Source organism: Bosea sp. NBC_00550 (genome assembly GCF_026020075.1).
Taxonomy (GTDB): Bacteria; Pseudomonadota; Alphaproteobacteria; order Rhizobiales; family Beijerinckiaceae; genus Allobosea.
Window position 1 is genome coordinate 2,866,050 of record NZ_CP102772.1, and the last position, 18,007, is coordinate 2,884,056.

Consider the following 18,007-nt stretch of genomic DNA (forward strand, 5'->3'; position numbering starts at 1 on the left):
CCGCACGAACCTTCGAGCGATGTGCCCTGCGCCATCGTCGGCGCTGATTATTGACTCAACCCGCTAAGGACGGACGTTTCACGTGCAGGTTCTCGTTCGCGACAACAATGTCGACCAGGCTCTCCGCGCTCTCAAGAAAAAGATGCAGCGCGAAGGTATCTTCCGCGAGATGAAGCTCCGCGGCCACTACGAGAAGCCGTCCGAGAAGAAGGCGCGCGAGAAGGCCGAGGCCGTCCGCCGCGCCCGCAAGCTGGTTCGCAAGAAGCTGCAGCGCGAAGGCCTCCTGCCTGCGCCGGTCAAGCCGAAGCGCCCCTGATCCATTCCGGACGGCCTTCGGGCCGCCTTGGAAAGGGCCGATAGCCATCTGCGCCTGGAGCCCGCTCCGGGCGCTCTTGCTTTTCGGCGGCGTTAACCAAGTTTTGGCGGGTTTGAGTCGTTCTTTCCCGTGAGGCGCTGTCGGTTGGGGAGCGCAGAGACGCCGCGGCCGGCCCTCGGGCCGGATCAGCCTCCCGCAAGGGGGCAAGCGGCAGGCGAAGCACTGAACCAAAAGAGGCAGAGCATGATCCGAGGCAGGTATTGGCTGGCAGCAGCCGGCATGGCGGTCGCGCTCGCAGGGTGCGACACCGTCTCGAATTTATCCTCGCAGCCCGCCGTCGCCGAGCTCGACACACGCGACACCGCCGATGCCAACGTCAACATCGGCTCGTTGACCGAGGTCATCAACCGTAACCAGAACGACCCCGGCGCCTACAACACCCGCGGGGCGGCCTATGCCCGGGTCGGCCGCTTCTCGGACGCGATTTCGGACTTCACCAAGGCGGTCCAGATCGACCCTAACCTGGCTTCGGCCTACACGAATCGCGGTCTCGCGCTGCGCCAGAGCGGCCGCACCGACGCCGCGCTGGCCGATTTCAACCGCGCCACCACGGCCAATGCCAATTATGCGCCGGCCTATGTCGCCCGCGCCAACCTGCTGCGCCAGCAGGGCAACAGCCAGCAGGCCATCGCCGACCTCAACACGGCGATCCGCCTCAACCCGGAAGCGGCCGAGGCCTTCCATGCCCGCGGGCTGGTCTACCAGAAGGAAGGCCAGCACCAGCATGCCGTCACCGATTTCGATTCGGTGATCGACCGCAATCCCTACACCGCCCCGCCCTATATCGCGCGCGGCCAGAGCCTGAACGCGCTCGGCAAGTACGACGCCGCGCTCGAGGATTTCACTGCCGCGCTCAATGTCGACAACCGCAACGCCGACGCCTGGGCCGGCCGCGGCTTCGCCTTCGAGAAGCTCGGCAAGAAGACCGAGGCCTCCGAAGCCTATCAGCGTGCGCTTGGCCTCGACGGCAACAACGCGCAGGCGCGGGCCGGCGCCTCACGGATGGGCGGCGGCGGCGGCTTCTTCCGAAGCTGAGGAGCCACTCTTCGGGCTTCTTCAGGGCGACGCGCCGGCCTTGGCGGCCGGCCCGCCTACCGTGCGGGTTTCGGCTCCGGCCGGGCCTCCCTTGGCGACATCCGCGAGGAAACGCCGCACCTCGGCGACCGAGCCGTATCGAGGCAGATCCTCGTGCCGGCCGGCCGGAAAGCGCAGGAAGCGCTTGGGCGCGTTGGCCAGCTCATAAAGCGCCTGCCCCTGGGCGAAGGGGATGAGCTGGTCGCGCTCGCCATGCATCACGAGCAGCGGCACCTTGACCCGCCCGATGATCTCGTCCGAGCGGAACTTGTCCTTCATCAGCAGCCCCACCGGCACGTAAGGGTAGATGGCCTGCGCGACGGAGACGGTCGAGAGATAGGGTGCTTCCAGCACCACCGCCCGCAGCGGCACCTCCGCCGCCAGCTTCAGCACCACGCCGGTCCCGAGCGATTCTCCGTGGCCGACCAGCCGCCCGGTGCCGAAGCGCTCGGCAGCGGCGCCATAGGCGGCGCGGGCATCCTGTAGCAGCCCCTCCTCGCTCGGGCTGCCGGTGGAACCGCCATAGCCGCGATAGCTCACGGCGAAGAGACCCGTCCCGTCTTCCGTCAGCGCGCGGAACCGCCCCGCCCGGCCTGCCCGCCCGAGATTGCCGGCATTGCCATGGAAATAGAGCAGGACGGGCTTGTCGGCGCGCGGCGGCACGACCCAGGCGACGAGCCGCTCGCCATCGGCGGTCGCGATGCTCGCCTCCTCAGCCGCGACGAGGCCTGCGGTCGCGATATCGGCCTTGGCCGGATCGCGCGGATACATCAACTCGCGCTGGCGCAGATAGAGCATGCCGAGCATGGCCAGATAGCCGGCGACGCCAAAGACGCAGCAGCTTCAGAAGGCGCAGAATCATGCGGGGGCATGCCCGGAAAGCGAAAGGGCCGGCGATCAAGCCGGCCCTTTGCAGCAATCCGATGACGGCTGGCGTGTTTAGTGAGCCATCGCCTTGACGATGTCGTCGGTGACCTTCTTGGCGTCGCCGAACAGCATCATCGTGTTGGGCCGGAAGAACAGCTCGTTCTCGACGCCGGCATAGCCGGCCGCCATGCCGCGCTTGATGAAGAGCACGGTCTTGGCCTTCTCGACGTCGAGGATCGGCATGCCGTAGATCGGCGATGCCTTGTCGGTCTTGGCCGCCGGGTTGGTGACGTCGTTGGCGCCGATGACGAAGGCGACGTCGGCCTGGCCGAATTCCGAGTTGATGTCCTCGAGCTCGAAGACCTCGTCATAGGGCACGTTGGCCTCGGCCAGCAGCACGTTCATGTGGCCGGGCATGCGGCCCGCCACCGGATGGATGGCGTATTTGACCTCGACGCCTTCCTTCTTGAGCAGGTCGGCCATCTCGCGCAGCGTATGCTGCGCCTGGGCCACCGCCATGCCGTAGCCCGGCACGATGATGACCTTGCCGGCGTTCTTCATGATGTAGGCGGCATCATCCGCCGAGCCCTGCTTGACGGGCCGAGCCTCGACCGCACCGCCAGCGCCCGCCGCGGCATCGTCGCCGCCGAAGCCGCCGAGGATGACGGAGATGAAGCTCCGGTTCATCGCCTTGCACATGATGTAGGACAGGATCGCGCCCGACGAGCCGACCAGCGCGCCGGTGATGATCAGCGCCATGTTCCCGAGCGTGAAGCCGATGCCGGCGGCGGCCCAACCCGAATAGGAGTTGAGCATCGAGACGACGACGGGCATGTCTGCGCCGCCGATCGGGATGATCAGCAGGATGCCGAGCGCCAGCGAGACCGCGACGATCAGCCAGAAGACCGCATGGCTCTCCGACTTGATGAAGATCGCCAGCAGCACGATGAGCGCGATGCCGAGCCCGATATTGATGCCGTGGCGCTGCGGCAGCATGATCGGCTTGCCGCTCATGCGCCCGTCGAGCTTGAGGAAGGCGATGATCGAGCCGGTGAAGGTGATCGCGCCGATGGCGACGCCGAGCGCCATCTCGAACAGGCTCGCGCCCTTGATCGAGCCGGTATGGCCGATGCCGAAAGCCTCCGGCGCATAGAGCGCCGCCGCCGCCACCAGCACGGCGGCAAGGCCGACGAGCGAGTGGAAGAAGGCGACGAGCTGCGGCATCTGCGTCATCTGCACGCGCTTGGCCATATAGGCGCCGATGCCGCCGCCGATGGCGATGCCGAGGATGACCAGCAGCCAGCCGGAGAAGCCGGAGGGCGGGAAGAACAGCACGGTCGTGACGATGGCGATCGCCATGCCGATCATGCCGTAGCGGTTGCCCTGCCGCGAGGTCGTCGGATGCGACAGGCCCCGCAGGGCCATGATGAACAGGACGCCCGAAACGACGTAGAGCAGGGCTGAGAGGTTCGCGGCCATGCGTCAGCCCTTCTTCTTGTACATCGCGAGCATGCGCTCGGTGACGAGGAAGCCGCCGAAGATGTTCACCGAGGCGAGGATCAGCGCCAGGAAGCCGAAGACCTTGGCCCAGATCGGCCCGTCGCCGAGCGCCGGCAGGGTCTCGACGCCGACGGCGAGCAGCGCGCCGACGACGATGACCGAGGAGATCGCATTGGTGACCGACATCAGCGGCGTGTGAAGGGCCGGCGTCACCGACCAGACGACGTAGTAGCCGACGAAGACGGCGAGCACGAAGATCGCGAGGCGATAGACCGTCGGGTCGACGCCGCCGGTGGCGATGCTGGCGGCGGCGGCGGCCTGGTCGGCATAGCGCTCGGCGAGCTCGGCCGCCTGCCTGGCGAGCGTGGCCGCGTTGCGGGCCTGTTCGAGAGCCTGTTCGGTGGTCGGATTTGCCATGTTCGGAATTCCTTCGCTCAGGCCTTCGGCGCGAAATTCGGATGGATGACGGCGCCGTCCTTCGTCAGGGCGGTGGCCTTCACCAGCTCGTCGTCCCAGTTCACCGCGAGCTTCTTCTCGGCCTTGTCGATCAGCGTCTCGACGAAGGCATAGAGGTTCTTGGCGTAGAGCGAGGACGAGGTCGCCGGCAGGCGGCCGGGCACGTTGAGATGGCCGACGATCTTGACGCCGTTCGGGGTCGTGACGACCTCGCCGGGCTTCGCCAGCTCGCAATTGCCCCCGCGCTCGACCGCGAGGTCGACGATCACGGAGCCCGGCTTCATGCTCTCGACCATCGCGGTCGAAATCAGCTTCGGCGCGGGCCGGCCGGGGATCAGCGCGGTGGTGATGACGATGTCCTGCTTGGCGATGTGGCTGGCGGTCAATTCCGCCTGCTTCGCCTGGTATTCCTTGGACATTTCCTTGGCGTAGCCGCCGGCCGTCTGCGCCTGCTTGAACTCCTCGTCCTCGACGGCGAGGAACTTGGCGCCGAGCGATTCGACCTGCTCCTTGGTGGCGGGGCGCACGTCGGTCGCCGTCACGATGGCGCCGAGGCGGCGCGCGGTTGCGATCGCCTGCAGGCCGGCGACGCCGACGCCCATGATGAAGATGCGCGCGGCCGGCACCGTGCCCGCCGCCGTCATCATCATCGGCAGCGCCCGGCCGTATTCGGCGGCGCCGTCGATCACGGCGCGGTAGCCGGCGAGATTGGCCTGCGAGGACAGCACGTCCATCACCTGCGCGCGGGTGATGCGCGGCATGAATTCCATGGCGAAGGCGGCGACATTGGCCTTGGCCAGCGCCTCGACCTGCGCCTCGCTGCCATAGGGGTCCATCACGGCGATGACGAGCGCGCCCGCAGGCAGGCCGGCGATCTCGCCCTCGCCCGGACGGCACACCTTCAGCACGATGTCGGCGCCGGCGAGCGCCTTGGCCGCGGTCTTCGCGATCGTCGCGCCGGCCGCCTCGTATTCCGCGTCGACGATGCCGGAAGCAATGCCGGCCCCCGTCTGGATCACGACCTCGGCGCCGAGGCCCTTGAACTTGCGGACGGTCTCCGGCGTCGCGGCGACGCGGGTTTCCGCCCCTTGCGTTTCGGCTGGGACAGCAATGCGCATGGTGGGGCAGGCCTTTCCGGCGTTATGGGAAGACGGTCAGAGCAGCAGGAGCGCGAGCAGCATCAGCACCAGCGCGACGAGCGGTGCACGCCAGGAAATCGAGGGAGCGGCGATGCCGACGCCCGTGCCGACCACGGCGAGCAGCGTGCCGATCAGCGCCGTGCCCCAGGCATGCTTGGTGCCGCCGACCGCAAGCGCCGCGACGATCGCGAGGCAGGCGACGGTGCCGACCTCGGCGAAGTGCACGAAGCCCGTATAGGTCCGCTCATGCTCGTTATAGTCCATCGCGGGGATGTCGGCATGTTGGGCGTGGTCGGCCATGGTCTCGATCCTGAAAAAGACACAGTCTCTTTACGCCTGTAGCGCACCCGCGACGCACGGGCAACGCGGCAGCGCCGCGTGCCGGCGAAATGCATCGCTCGCCAACCCGGCACCTATCCAATACCGGCGGCCATTCGCCATTTCAATCGATTTAATCGTACGGAACCTGACGGTATGTCATCGCGCGCCCGTGGCCGCCATTAACGGCATTTCGGCAAAGGCCGGGACGATCCTCCCAGATTCGGTTAAATCCTTGCAATCGAGTGGAGGCGGTTTTCATGGACGATCCGCGCAAGAATACCGATGGCGATGATCCCTTCGCGCTCGATCCCGCCCTGCAGGAGAAAGCCAGGCGCTGGTTTGCCGAAGCGCGCGAGCAGACCAAGCGCGACGACGAGGAAATCGCCGCCTGGCGCAGCGACGCCCGTCCAACCGGAGGCGATGGCGGAAGCGGCGGTTTCGGCGGCGACGGCGGAGGGGATTGCGGCGGGGGCGATTGAGCCGCTCAGGCCTGCGCCTTCAGGCCGGCGCCTGCCAGCGCCGTGCTTTGCCGCTCGGCCACCCGCTCCAATGAGAAGCCGTCGATCTCCGTCTCGAACAGCCGGTGGAAATTCAATTCGGCGTCGAGATGAAGGAAGACGCCGCCGAGCCCGATCGCGGCGCGGTCCATGAAGACGAACTCGCGCGGCACGGTCACCGGCCCGCGCTGCTTCAAGGCCTGATGCACCTGGAAGGCCTGCTTGCGGCCGTATTCGGCCGGGCCGACGCCTTCGGCGATGCGCCGTGTCCGGTCCTCCAGCAACGGCCCGTAGATGAAGCGTGCCCAGATGTTCAGCGTGTCGACGAGATCCTTGGTCAGCCCCTTGAAGCCCCAGGTCTCGTAGGCATGGACGACCCGGGCATCCTCGCCGTCGCGCAGGCCGCGGTAGAGATCGACCACCCCGCCGACGAAGGAGGGCGGGAAGATGCGGATGCAGCCATAGTCGAGCAGGTTGATGCCATCAGGCTCGCCGGCCTCCGAAAACACCGTGTAGTTGCCGAGATGCGGGTCGCCATGGATGACGCCGTGATGGCTGAAGGGCCGCCACCAGGCCTTGAACATCGCGGTCGAGATCCGGTCGCGCGCCTCCTGCCCGTCCTGCTTGTGCGAGAGGATCGGGCTGCCGTCGAGCCAGTGCATGGTGAGCAACCGCCCGGTCGAGAGCCCCGCCTCGACAGCCGGCACGCGCACCTGCGCCGTGTCGGCGAGGATGGTCTGGTAGAGCGCGATGTGCTTGGCCTCGCGGCGGTAGTCGAGCTCCTCGCGGACGCGGGCGCCGATCTCCTTGGCGATCTCGGTCGTATCGATCACCGCGCCCATGCGCCGATGCAATGCGAACAGTATCTCGAGCTGGGCGATATCGGCCTCCACGGCCGATTCCATGTCAGGATATTGCAGCTTGCAGGCGAGTGGGGCGCCTTCCCTCGTCGTGGCGCGATGCACCTGCCCGAGCGAGGCCGCCGCCGCCGGCTTGAGATCGAACTCGCCGAAACGCTCGCGCCAGCCCGCGCCGAGCTCCGCCATCATCCGGCGCTTGACGAAGGCCGCGCCCATCGGCGGCGCCTGCGACTGCAGCTTCTGCAATTCGGCGGCATATTCGGGCGGCACGACATCGGGAATGGTGGCGACGAGCTGGGCCACCTTCATGATCGGCCCCTTCAGCCCGCCGAGCGCCTTCGCCAAGGCCTCGGCATTGGAGGCGTCGCGTCCCTCGACGCCGAAGAGCCGGGCGCCGGCGATCCGCGCCGCCACCCCGCCGACATTGGCCCCGACGCGGGCATAGCGCGCGGCACGGGCAGAAAAGCGGTTGGCTTCGGTATCGCGGTCGGACATCGGCTCGCTTTCGCGGGATCGGGCTTCACCTGATGTAAGCCGTCGCGCGGGGGATGCCAGTGCGGCCCGTCGCCTCGCCGGTCATGCCGCGGGCCGAGTGCGCCCCGGCGCATGGGGCCGCGTCACGGCCGCCCCAGCCGTTCGAGCGCCGTTCTGAAAGGGGCGTCGGAGACACGGATGAAGCCGAGATAGGGATGATCCATGTCGATGATGAGGACCAGGGCGACGCTGACGGACAGGGCGCAGACGAGCAGCGTGAACACGACCGTCCCGTTGCTCGGCGCGAGGATACCGAAGGAGGCGAAGAGCAAGGTGAACCACAGGATCAGCACCGCGAGAAACGGGGTGGGAAACCCGCCCACCTCCGTTTCGGTGCGCACCCATCTCGCTTCGGCGATGTCGCCGCTGACCTGAAGCGCACGCGACTGAAGCAGGCGCTGCGCTTCGGTCGTCGGCGTCAGGCCCCGCAGCCCATCCTGAATGGCTTCGACGTCGAAGCCCTCGGCGAGCGGGATATCGTGGACACCGTCATCCCGTTCGGCGCTCAGCCTCGCTTCGAGGGCCTTGCGAAGCGCCAGGCGCATCGGCTGCGTTTCCGGCCCGTAATGCGCCATGACGCGATCAAGCAGGAGCACGCGCGCCGCCGACGTCCGCCTCTCCAGGCCGGCATCGTCGAAGGATCGCTTCGCCGAAGCGATGAGGAGCCCGAGCGCTAGTGCCGAAAGCGTCCCGATGATCGCCGTCGCCAGCTTGATCGCATCCCTGGATTCGGGAGCCAGATGGTGGTCGGGCAGGCGCGAGCGCAGCACCATTCCCGCGAGCGCCGCGCCGAACACGCAGAGAAAGGCGATGCAGCCGATGGCGATGGGGCTCATTGCGCGCCTGATGCCTCTCGCCCTGTCGGGCAAGCCGGCAAGATATCGTCAGCTTGACGTTGCGTCCACCGCCGGCCGGCGTCCCGCGAGATTCGCCCGCACCTCGGCCACGCTGGCGGCCCGCCCTCCAGCAGCCTCGACCTTGCGAACCGTCTCGGCGATCAAGGCCGCATTGGTCTTGGTGCAGCCGAAGGGCGCATCCTCCAACCCGCCGCGAACATGGACCCCGCGTGAGACGGCGGGCGCGATCAGCTCGGATAGATCGACGCCGAGCCCGGCGATCATCACCGGAGCTTCGGGAGCATCCTCGGCCAGCAGCTTGAGATGCGCCTCCAGCGCCCATTCGCGCGGCGGAAAGCCCCAGGCGAAGGCGTCGGAGAACATCAGCCGGTAGATCGGCGTGGGCATGCCTGGATAGGCCCTGGCCAGTGCGGCCCCCAGCCGCGTGAAGCCGGGCTCGTAGATCGCGTAGCTCGGATGGACCTTGTGACGCTCGGCCACCTCCATGCCCTCGCGGATATGCTCGCCGGGGTTCTGATAGATGAAGCCCGGCTCTCCCTGCGGGATGCCGGCGAAGGTCGTCCAGTTGCAGGAGCCGGGATCGAGCACGCCCCATTCGACGAGGCCGCGCTTCGCGAGTTCCTCGAGATGGGTGTACCGGCCCGAGCCGATCATGTCGCCGGCATAGCCGGAACCGAGGATCGGGATCGTCGGATAGACGATCGCGTCGACCTTGGCGCGAATGCCCTCGATCGCCTGCGCATAGAGCTCCCAGTCGTCGCGCTGGCGGCCCGTCGCGACATCGTAGACGTGCAGATGCACGATCGCAGCACCGGCCTCGACCGCCGCGATGCCGTCGGCGACGATATCGGGAATGCTGATTGGAATACCAGGCTGGCGCTCTTTGCCCCAGGGCCCGTTGATCGCGGCTTCGATCCAGATCGGCTTGGTCACAGGCATTTCCTCGATCGGCTTATGCGGCTTTCCGCAGACCGTAAGCCGCGTCCGCCGGGCTTGTCAGCCTGCCCGCAGGCTGGGCAGGATCGGCAGGAATGCATGAGAGCGACCGGAGCGGACCTGTGTTGGAGCGCGGCACGACTTATGAAGATTCGCTGCGCCGCTTCGCCTGGCGCATCCCGGAGCGCTTCAACATCGGCACCGCCTGCTCGGACGCCCATGCCGACGGCACCGGCCGTCCGGCCCTGATCTTCGAGGAGGCTGACGGCAAGGTCGCGACGCTCTCGTTCGACGACCTCGCCCGTGCATCGAACCGCTTCGCCAATCTGCTCAGCGCTCACGGCATCGGCCCGGGCGAACGCGTCGGCATTCTGCTGCCGCAATCGCCGCAGACCGCGATCGCCCATCTCGGCACCTACAAGCGCGGCGCCATCGCCCTGCCGCTCTTCATCCAGTTCGGCCCGGAGGCGCTGGAGCACCGGCTCGGCCATAGCGGCGCCAGCGTCCTCGTCACCGATGCCGAGAACATCGGCAAGGTCGAGGCAATCCGCGATGCGCTGCCGAACCTGCGCAAGATCTTCGTCGTCGGCGGCGCCGGCCATCTCGATTTCGAGGCGGAGATGGCGAAGGCTTCCGACAGCTTCACCGCCGCCGACACCCGCGCCGACGACCCGGCCGTGATCATCTATACCTCCGGGACCACCGGTAAGCCGAAGGGCGCGCTCCATGCCCATCGCGTCCTGCTCGGCCATCTGCCGGGCGTGCAGATGCCGCAGGAGTTCTTCCCGCAGGCCGGCGACCTGTTCTGGACACCCGCCGACTGGGCCTGGATCGGCGGACTGCTCGATGTGCTGCTGCCGAGCCTCTATTGCGGCGTGCCGGTGCTCGCCTCCCGCGCCCGCAAATTCGATCCCGAGGCTGCCTTCGCGCTGATGGCGCGCCACAAGGTCCGCAACGCCTTCCTGCCGCCGACAGCCCTCAAACTGATGCGGCAGGTCGGCAATCCCCAGCGCTTCGGCTATTCCATGCGCTCGATCGGCACCGGCGGCGAGACGCTCGGCGCCGACATGCTCGACTGGAGCCGCGAGACCTTCGGTTTCCCGGTCAACGAATTCTACGGCCAGACCGAGGCGAACCTCCTCGTCGCCAATTGCGCCAGCCTGTTTCCGGTAAAGCCGGGCTCGATGGGCCACGCCGTGCCCGGCCACCGCGTGGCGGTGATCTCGCCCGAGGGGCGTGAGTTGCCGCCCGGCGAGCCGGGGCTGATCGCGGTCAACAGGCCGGACCCGGTAATGATGCTGGAATACTGGAACCAGCCCGACGCCACCGCGGCGAAATTCATCGGCGACTGGCTGGTCACCGGCGATACCGGGTCGCGCGACGATGAGGGCTATTTCTGGTTCCAGGGCCGCGACGACGACATCATCTCCTCGGGCTCCTACCGCATCGGCCCGGGCGATATCGAGGATTGCATCATCCGCCACCCCGCCGTGCTGATGGTGGCGGTCGTCGGCGTGCCCGATCCCGTCCGCACCGAGATCGTCAAGGCCTTCGTGTTGCCGAAGCCGGGCATCGATCCCTCCGCGGCGCTGGCAGCCGAGATCCAGGCCTTCGTGCGCGACCGGCTGGCGGCCTACCAGTATCCGCGCGAGGTCGAGTTCGTGACGGAGCTGCCGCTTACCGCCACAGGCAAGATCATGCGCAAGGATTTGCGGAATCGGGAGATCGAGAAGCAGCGGGGCGGCTGAAACCTCTCGTCATGCTCGGACTTGACCCGAGCATCTCTGGCGGACGGAGGCCCCGACGCTCCTTGTTCGGCAGGAGATTCTCGGGTCTGCGCTACGCTCCGCCCGAGAATGACGACGCTGCTATAGCGCCTCCAGCACCAGCTCGAAGGTCATCAGCACCGGATTGTCGCCGCGCTTCAGCCGCCCGCTCGCCAGCGTGCCCTTGTAGTCGACCAGCGCGACATCGATCGCAGCCTCGAACCCGCCCTCGCCCGCCGCGATCCGTCCATGAGTGATCGCGACCTCCGTGGCGAAATTCTCGACCACCCCGCCATCCGCGAAGCGCGCGCCGATCGTCGAGCCGACACCGCCATGGATTACGGCCTCCCGGATGCCATGCTCGGCGCAGAACCCCTCCAGCGCTCCGCAGAAATCGACGTTTGGCTTCACCCGCAGCGCAAAGAAACGCCCGTTGCGCGTCGCGTCGAGCAGCGCCGCCGGTTTCGGCCCGAACAGTTTGAAATTCGTCTCCCCGTCCGGCTCGGCGACGAAAGCCGTCCCGTCGAGCCCGACCGCCGGCAGCGTGATCGTCTCGGCGACCACCGTCTCGTCGGGCAGGATATGGCCGCCGCTGCGCTTGGCCGGCCCCTCGGCCCAGAGTGCATGGGCGTGGAAGAACGGCGCGCCGTCGCGCTGGCCGAAGGTCATCGCGCCGAGCTCGACCTGCGTCACCCCCGCTGGCCGGAAGGTCTCGCTGTAGAAAGCGGCATGTTCCGGCGTCTTCGACAGCGCCGGCATCACATAGGCGAAGGGCGAGAGCTTGAGCCCGTCAAGCTTGGCCACGCCGGAGACGAAGCCCGCCGCCGCGAAGCTGCGCCTGACGGCCTCCAGCAGCGGCAAGCCCGCCTGCAGCGTCATCGGGAAGGAAAGCCCATGGCACTCCGCCCACTGGATGCGCTCGGGCGTGCCGATGCCGGGCTGCTCGATCCGCCTCACTTTGCCCTCCCCTTCAGGAAATCGAGCTCGCCACGCTTTTCCAGCTCGTCCTTGACGAGGCGTTTCGGCACCTTGCCATAGCCGGATTTCGGCAGGGCCTCCCAGAACAGGAAACGCTTCGGCATCTTGTAGCGCGCGATCTTGGGGCTAAGGAAATCGGCGATCTCGGCCTCCGTCGCGCGCTGTCCTGGCCTGTTGACGCAGACCGCGATGCCGATCTCGCCCCAGACCGGGTCGGGCACGCCGAGCACCGCGACCTCGGCGATAGCCGGATGGGTCAGGATCTTCTCCTCGATCTCGCGCGGATAAATGTTCGAGCCGCCGGAGATGTACATGTCCGAGGCGCGGCCGGTGATGTAGACGAAGCCCTGCTCGTCCATATGGCCGAGATCGCCGGTGCGGAACCAGCCGTCGCGGAAGGATTTCGCATTGGCCTCGGGGTTGTCGTAGTAGCCGGCGAAGACGGCCGGGCCGATCACGCAGATCTCGCCCTGCACGTTCGCGCCGACCTCCCGGCCCTCCTCGTCCTGGATCTGCACCTGCATGCCCGTGCGCTCGAAGCCGCAGGTGCCGATGCGCGCATGCGGCCCGTCCTCTGGCTCATGCAGCGCCGGCGGCAGCACGGTGATGTTGCCGGTCACCTCGCCCAGCCCGAAATACTGCACGATCACCTTGCCGAGCTTGGCGAGCGCCGCCTTCTGGTCCTCGCGATACATCGGCGCCCCCGCATAGATGATGTGGCGCAGGCTGGAATGGTCGTGCTGGTCGGCGGCGGGATGCTCGACCAGCATCTTCAGGATCGTCGGCACCGTGAAGATATTGGTGATGCGGTGCTTGGCGATCAGCCGATAGGCCTCGTCGATATCGAAACGCTCGGTCGGCAGCAGGATCGAGGCCGCGCCGCGCGCCGAGATCACCAATTGGTGCACGCCTGCGCCATGCGAGAGCGGCGCCACCACCAGCGAGGCGTCGGCCTCGGTCGAGCCCGGCACCAGGTCGCAGAGATGGTTGGTGATCACGAAGCCCATCTGGCCATGGGTCAACACGGCTGCCTTGGATCGCCCGGTCGTGCCCGAGGTGAAGAAGAACCAGCAGGGATCGTCGTGCTCGACCGCGGCGTTCTCGACCTTTTCGCCGCGATGGCGCGCGATCACCGCCCCGACCTCGTCCTCGCCGAACGCGCCTTCCCCGATCCGCCAGAGAAATTCGGGCGCCGGGTTCGCAGCCGCGACCGCCGCGGCATGTTCCGGGAAATCGCCATGGCAGAGGAAGCCCTTGGCGCCGGAGGCAGTGGCGAGATAGGCCACCTCGTCCGGCAGCAGGCGGAAATTCGTGGGTACCCAGACCGCGCCAAGCCGGAAGGTCGCGAACATCGAGACGAACATCGCGTCGCAGTTCTTGGAATGGACGAGCAGACGGTCGCCCTTGCCGATGCCGCGCGCCTTCAGGCCCGCCGCCAGCGCCGAGACCTGCGCATCGATCTCGGCCCAGTCGAGCGTCTTCTCGCCCCAGATGAAGGCGGGGTGCTCGGCCAGGCGCCGCGCGTTCTGCGTCGCGATATGGGCGAGGTTCATCACGCGCCGCGTCATCGGCACGACGCCTCCGGCGGGGGCTGCGGTTACGGAGCTCATCGTGCGGCTCTCCCTGTCTCGATCGATCGCGGCGCGGCCGCCGTCATGGGCCTGGCGCCCTGTTTGGAAACGAACATCTGCGCCAGCAGCGCTTCCATCCGCACGCCCTCGCGTACCAGCAGCCCCGAAAGCTCGGCCTGCCGCGCCGGCGCCATGCGGCTGTCGATCGCGGCGATCGACAAAGCCCCGGCGACGCGCCCGTCCGGATAGCGGAAGGCGCGGCCTACTCCCCATGAGCTGGCGACGAGCCGGCCGGGATTGAGCGAGAAGCCGCGCTCGCGCGTCTCGACGATATCGGCGCGCATCGCTTCGGGCGCGAAGCCCGGATAGCGCGCCAGCAGCACGGCCGCGTTGGCGGCGATGATGCGGTCCACATCGTCGTCCGGCAGCGCGGCGAGGATCGCGAGTGAACCCGCCCCGACGCCCAGCGGATGCTGGTCGCCACCCTGCAGCGCATGGGTCCGCACCGGATAGGTGCCCTCCTCCCGATGCAGGCAGATCGCATAATTCTCGCGCCGCACGGTCAGGAAGCTCGTATCCTTCGTGTCCGTCGAAAGACGGCGAAGGCTGTCCATCGCCATATCGAGCACGCCATGGCGGCGCCCCGCCAGCACGCCGAGCACGAAGGCCTCCTCGCCCAGGCAATAGCGGCGCGTCTGCGGCTCCTGCTCGACGAGCCCGGCCCGCATCAGCGCCAGCAGCAGCCGCCGCGTCGTCGGCTTGTTGAGCCCGCTGCCGGAGACAATCTCGCCGAGCGGCAAGCCTTCGGCCGGCTCGCGCCCGATCAGCGAGAGCAGCCCCAGAGCGCGGTCGACGCTCTGCGAGCCGGACAGACCGGCTTCCGGCGCGGAACTCTGCGGCAAGCGCTCCTCCAGATAGTCCATGATATGGACCTTGTTCTTATCCTCAGAGCCTAGATTGGTGCATTGCCGATTGCAACGCCGCCTTCATCGTGTAAATCTGCCACGCGTCCACTGCTCACAGTGTGGACCACAATCGACGCCGACAGTTCACAAGATCGGCGCGAAGGGAGGATGAGCGATGGCCCTAGAGGCACACTGCGTGGCGGGGACAAGCCCGTGCCGCCCAAGCCGTAGCTGAGGTCGCGGCATGGTCGATGTCGTCGATACGCTGGCGCTGCCCGAGAACCTGAGCGAGAACGCGGATGCGCGCCCCGGCTCCCCGATCATGCGCCCGGTCGAGTTCGTCGCCGGCGCGCTCGTCGCCTTCATCATCTGCGTGCTGCTGCTCGGCGTCACCTCGCGCTATGTCTTCTCGCTGCCCTTCGTCTGGGTCGACGAGGTCGCCTCGATCTCGTTCATATGGCTGGCCATGCTCGGCTCGGCCATCGCCATCGACCGCAACGAGCATCTGCGCCTGTCGCTCTTCGTCAACATGATGCCGGAGCGGCTGCGCCAGTTCGTCGAGACCTTCGCGCTGCTCGCCATCGCGGCCTTCCTGGCGGCCATGGTCTATCCCGCGATCGACTACACGATCGAGGAAAGCTACGTCACCTCGGCCGCGCTCAACATTCCCAATAGCTGGCGCGTCTCCGCCATCGCCATCGGCATCGTGCTGATGCTGCTGCTCGCACTGCGCTATGCGATCAAGACCTCCCGCCCGCAGGATCTGGCCCTGGCCGCCGCCACGATCGTGGGCCTGGGCCTGCTGTTCTGGCTGGGCACGCCGGTCTTCAAGGGACTTGGCTACCTCAACATCCTGATCTTCCTGATCGGCGTCGTCGCGCTCTGCCTTGTTGCCGGCGTTCCCATCGCCTTCTGCTTCGGGCTGGGCACGCTCTGTTTCCTGATGTTCTCGACCAGCGTGCCGACCGTCGTGATGGTCGGGCGCATGGATGAGGGCATGTCGAGCATCATCCTGCTCTCGGTGCCGATCTTCGTGCTGCTCGGCTGCATCCTCGACGCCACCGGCATGGGCAAGGCGATCGTCGACTTCCTCGCCTCGATGCTCGGCCATGTCCGCGCCGGCATGTCCTATGTCCTGCTCGGCTCGCTCTTCCTGGTTTCCGGCATCTCGGGCTCCAAGGTCTCGGACATGGCGACGGTCGCGCCCGCTCTCTTCCCCGAGATGAAGCGGCGCGGCTACAAGCCCAAGGACCTGATCGCGCTGCTCTCCACCGGCGCGGCGATGGCCGACACCGTGCCGCCCTCGATCGTGCTGATCGTGCTCGGCTCCGTCGCCGGCGTCTCGATCGCCGGGCTGTTCAATGCCGGCTTCGTCATCGCCGGCGTGCTGCTGCTGGCGCTCGCCGGCCTCGCCCGCTGGAAGGCGATGGCCGAGGATATGAAGGGCGTGCGTCGCGCGCCCTTCTCGATCATCGGCAAGGCGGCTCTGATCGCCGCGCCCGCGCTCGTCCTGCCCTTCATCATCCGGGCCGCGGTCGGCGGCGGCGTCGCCACCGCCACGGAAGTCTCGACCATCGCCGTGCTCTACGCGCTGATCATCGGCATGGTGCTCTATGGCGGCATCGGCCGGGCCAAGTTCTACGCCATGCTGGTCGAGACCGCCGCGCTCTCGGGCGCGATCCTGATGATCCTCGGCACCGCGCTCGCCATGGCCTGGGCCCTGACCCAGACCGGCTTCGCCCGCGACCTCGCCACCTTCATGGCGGGCCTGCCCGGCGGCTGGCTCACCTTCATGGCGGTCACGATCGTCGTCTTCATGATCCTCGGCTGCGTGCTGGAAGGCCTGCCGGCGATCGTGCTGATGGCGCCGCTGATGTTCCCGATCGCCAAGAACCTCGGCATCAACGACATCCATTATTCGATGGTCGTCGTCACGGCGATGAACATCGGCCTGATGACGCCGCCGATCGGCATCGGCTTCTATATCGCCTGCAAGATCGGCAACGTCTCGCCGGACGAAGCGATGGGCGCGATCTGGCCCTATCTCATCGCGCTGCTGATCGGCCTCGTCGTCATCGCCCTCGTCCCCGGCCTATCGACCTGGGTGCTGTGAAGCTCATGTTGAAACGAACAGGCTCGACGTCATCCCGGACAAGCGGCGCTAGCCGCGCAGATCCGGGATCCATCGTAGAGCACAGAGCCCTACGATGGATCCCGGCGCTCCGCTACGCTGCGGCCGGGATGACCCGCCCCTGAAATCAGCCGCAGCAACAAGTAAAAGCAATCCAAGGAGAAAACGCCCATGACCATCTCACGCCGCAGCCTGCTCCAGGCGACAGCCGCCGCCTCCGCCATCGGCACCTTCCATATCGGCCGCGCCAATGCGCAGGCCGCCGAGTTCACCTACAAATACGCCAACAACCTGCCCGTCGCGCACCCGATGAACACGCGCGCCAACGAGGCGGTGGCGAAGATCAAGCAGGAGACGAACGGGCGCGTCGATATCCAGATCTTCCCGAACAACCAGCTCGGCTCCGACACCGACATGCTGAGCCAGGTCCGCTCGGGCGGCGTCGAGTTCTTCACGCTCTCGCCGCTGATCCTGTCGACGCTGGTCGCCAACGCCTCGCTGTCGGGCATCGGCTTCGCCTTCCCGAACTACGATGCGGTCTGGAAAGCGATGGACGGCGAGCTCGGCGCTTACGTCCGCGGCCAGATCAACAAGGCCAACCTCGTCGTCATGGACAAGATCTGGGACAACGGCTTCCGCCAGATCACCTCCTCCAGGGGCCCGGTCAACACGCCCGAGGACCTCAAGGGCTTCAAGATCCGCGTGCCGGTCTCCCCGCTCTGGACCTCGATGTTCACCGCCTTCCAGTCGGCCCCGGCCAGCATCAACTTCGCCGAGGTCTACACGGCCCTGCAGACCAAGATCGTCGACGGCCAGGAGAACCCCCTCGCCATCATCTCGACGGCCAAGCTCTTCGAAGTGCAGAAGTATCTCTCGCTGACCAACCACATGTGGGATGGCTTCTGGTTCCTGGCCAATCGCCGCGCCTGGGAGAAGCTGCCGGAGGACCTGCGCGCCATCGTCGCCAAGAACATCAACGCCGCCGCCCTTCTGGAGCGAGACGACGTCTTCAAGCTCAACGCCGGCCTGCAGGGCGAGCTGGTCTCGAAGGGCATGGTTGCCAACGAGACCAAGGCCGACGCCTTCCGCGAAGCGCTGCGCAAGGCCGGCTTCTATGCCGAGTGGAAGAAGAAGTACGGCGACGAGGCCTGGACGATCCTGGAGAAGGCGGTCGGCAGCTCGCTGAGCTGATCGCTCCGTAACCGTCATTACTCGGGCGAAGCGAAGCTTCGACCCGAG

The 18,007-nt window shown here is 67.1% G+C and carries 17 protein-coding genes; 6 read left to right on the forward strand and 11 right to left on the reverse strand.

What is annotated here, in order from left to right; genetic code table 11:
- Positions 1-82: 82 nt before the first annotated feature.
- The gene (rpsU, locus tag NWE53_RS13785; protein ID WP_038359685.1) at positions 83-316 is read left to right on the forward strand and encodes a 30S ribosomal protein S21; all 234 of its coding nucleotides are present in this window, start codon (positions 83-85) and stop codon (positions 314-316) included.
- Between the two features lie 243 nt (positions 317-559).
- Positions 560-1,411 (forward strand): tetratricopeptide repeat protein, encoded by an 852-nt coding sequence (locus NWE53_RS13790; RefSeq protein WP_265049955.1) that lies wholly within the window; start codon positions 560-562, stop codon positions 1,409-1,411.
- 21 nt (positions 1,412-1,432) lie between these two features.
- On the opposite strand, the gene NWE53_RS13795 is transcribed toward NWE53_RS13790, so the two are convergent.
- From NWE53_RS13795 to NWE53_RS13815, 5 genes are all read right to left on the reverse strand, one after another.
- Positions 1,433-2,257, reverse strand: a complete 825-nt coding sequence (locus tag NWE53_RS13795; RefSeq protein ID WP_265049956.1) for an alpha/beta hydrolase — start codon at positions 2,255-2,257, stop codon at positions 1,433-1,435.
- 132 nt (positions 2,258-2,389) lie between these two features.
- Entirely contained in the window at positions 2,390-3,796 is a 1,407-nt protein-coding gene (locus NWE53_RS13800) for an NAD(P)(+) transhydrogenase (Re/Si-specific) subunit beta (protein ID WP_265049957.1), read from the reverse strand.
- 3 nt (positions 3,797-3,799) lie between these two features.
- On the reverse strand, positions 3,800-4,234 hold the full coding sequence (locus NWE53_RS13805) for an NAD(P) transhydrogenase subunit alpha part 2 (protein WP_265049958.1): 435 nt from the start codon (positions 4,232-4,234) through the stop codon (positions 3,800-3,802).
- 17 nt (positions 4,235-4,251) lie between these two features.
- Positions 4,252-5,391 (reverse strand): Re/Si-specific NAD(P)(+) transhydrogenase subunit alpha, encoded by a 1,140-nt coding sequence (locus tag NWE53_RS13810; protein WP_265049959.1) that lies wholly within the window; start codon positions 5,389-5,391, stop codon positions 4,252-4,254.
- A gap of 36 nt (positions 5,392-5,427) precedes the next feature.
- Positions 5,428-5,712 (reverse strand): aa3-type cytochrome c oxidase subunit IV, encoded by a 285-nt coding sequence (locus NWE53_RS13815; protein ID WP_265049960.1) that lies wholly within the window; start codon positions 5,710-5,712, stop codon positions 5,428-5,430.
- 278 nt (positions 5,713-5,990) lie between these two features.
- Between NWE53_RS13815 and NWE53_RS13820 the strand changes: the two genes are divergently transcribed.
- Entirely contained in the window at positions 5,991-6,212 is a 222-nt protein-coding gene (locus tag NWE53_RS13820) for a hypothetical protein (protein ID WP_265049961.1), read from the forward strand.
- A gap of 5 nt (positions 6,213-6,217) precedes the next feature.
- On the opposite strand, the gene NWE53_RS13825 is transcribed toward NWE53_RS13820, so the two are convergent.
- The 3 genes from NWE53_RS13825 to NWE53_RS13835 all read right to left on the reverse strand — a co-directional run bounded on the left by NWE53_RS13825 (position 6,218) and on the right by NWE53_RS13835 (position 9,414).
- Positions 6,218-7,585 (reverse strand): ABC1 kinase family protein, encoded by a 1,368-nt coding sequence (locus NWE53_RS13825; protein WP_265049962.1) that lies wholly within the window; start codon positions 7,583-7,585, stop codon positions 6,218-6,220.
- 122 nt (positions 7,586-7,707) lie between these two features.
- Positions 7,708-8,460: a bestrophin-like domain gene (locus NWE53_RS13830; protein ID WP_265049963.1), complete on the reverse strand. Its 753-nt coding sequence runs from the start codon at positions 8,458-8,460 to the stop codon at positions 7,708-7,710.
- Positions 8,461-8,508: 48 nt separating this feature from the next.
- A complete protein-coding gene (locus tag NWE53_RS13835; protein ID WP_265049964.1) occupies positions 8,509-9,414 on the reverse strand; it encodes a beta-keto acid cleavage family enzyme in 906 nt (301 codons plus the stop codon).
- Between the two features lie 125 nt (positions 9,415-9,539).
- Here NWE53_RS13835 and NWE53_RS13840 point away from each other — a divergent pair, with 125 nt between their 5' ends.
- On the forward strand, positions 9,540-11,165 hold the full coding sequence (locus NWE53_RS13840) for an acyl-CoA synthetase (RefSeq protein ID WP_442865030.1): 1,626 nt from the start codon (positions 9,540-9,542) through the stop codon (positions 11,163-11,165).
- Between the two features lie 120 nt (positions 11,166-11,285).
- Here NWE53_RS13840 and NWE53_RS13845 read toward each other — a convergent pair whose 3' ends face one another.
- From NWE53_RS13845 to NWE53_RS13855, 3 genes are read right to left on the reverse strand one after another with little or no spacing between them, the layout of a single operon-like run.
- The gene (locus NWE53_RS13845; RefSeq protein WP_265049966.1) at positions 11,286-12,140 is read right to left on the reverse strand and encodes a PCC domain-containing protein; all 855 of its coding nucleotides are present in this window, start codon (positions 12,138-12,140) and stop codon (positions 11,286-11,288) included.
- The gene (locus NWE53_RS13850; RefSeq protein ID WP_265049967.1) at positions 12,137-13,771 is read right to left on the reverse strand and encodes an acyl-CoA synthetase; all 1,635 of its coding nucleotides are present in this window, start codon (positions 13,769-13,771) and stop codon (positions 12,137-12,139) included. Before NWE53_RS13850 ends, NWE53_RS13845 begins: the two co-directional genes overlap by 4 nt.
- Entirely contained in the window at positions 13,768-14,655 is an 888-nt protein-coding gene (locus NWE53_RS13855; RefSeq protein ID WP_265049968.1) for an IclR family transcriptional regulator, read from the reverse strand. The genes NWE53_RS13850 and NWE53_RS13855 overlap by 4 nt, the downstream gene beginning before the upstream one ends.
- A 226-nt stretch (positions 14,656-14,881) precedes the next feature.
- Between NWE53_RS13855 and NWE53_RS13860 the strand changes: the two genes are divergently transcribed.
- Together NWE53_RS13860 and NWE53_RS13865 are read left to right on the forward strand one after the other, a co-directional pair.
- On the forward strand, positions 14,882-16,750 hold the full coding sequence (locus tag NWE53_RS13860; RefSeq protein ID WP_265049969.1) for a TRAP transporter large permease: 1,869 nt from the start codon (positions 14,882-14,884) through the stop codon (positions 16,748-16,750).
- 189 nt (positions 16,751-16,939) lie between these two features.
- Entirely contained in the window at positions 16,940-17,959 is a 1,020-nt protein-coding gene (locus NWE53_RS13865; protein ID WP_265049970.1) for a TRAP transporter substrate-binding protein, read from the forward strand.
- Positions 17,960-18,007 lie beyond the last annotated feature (48 nt).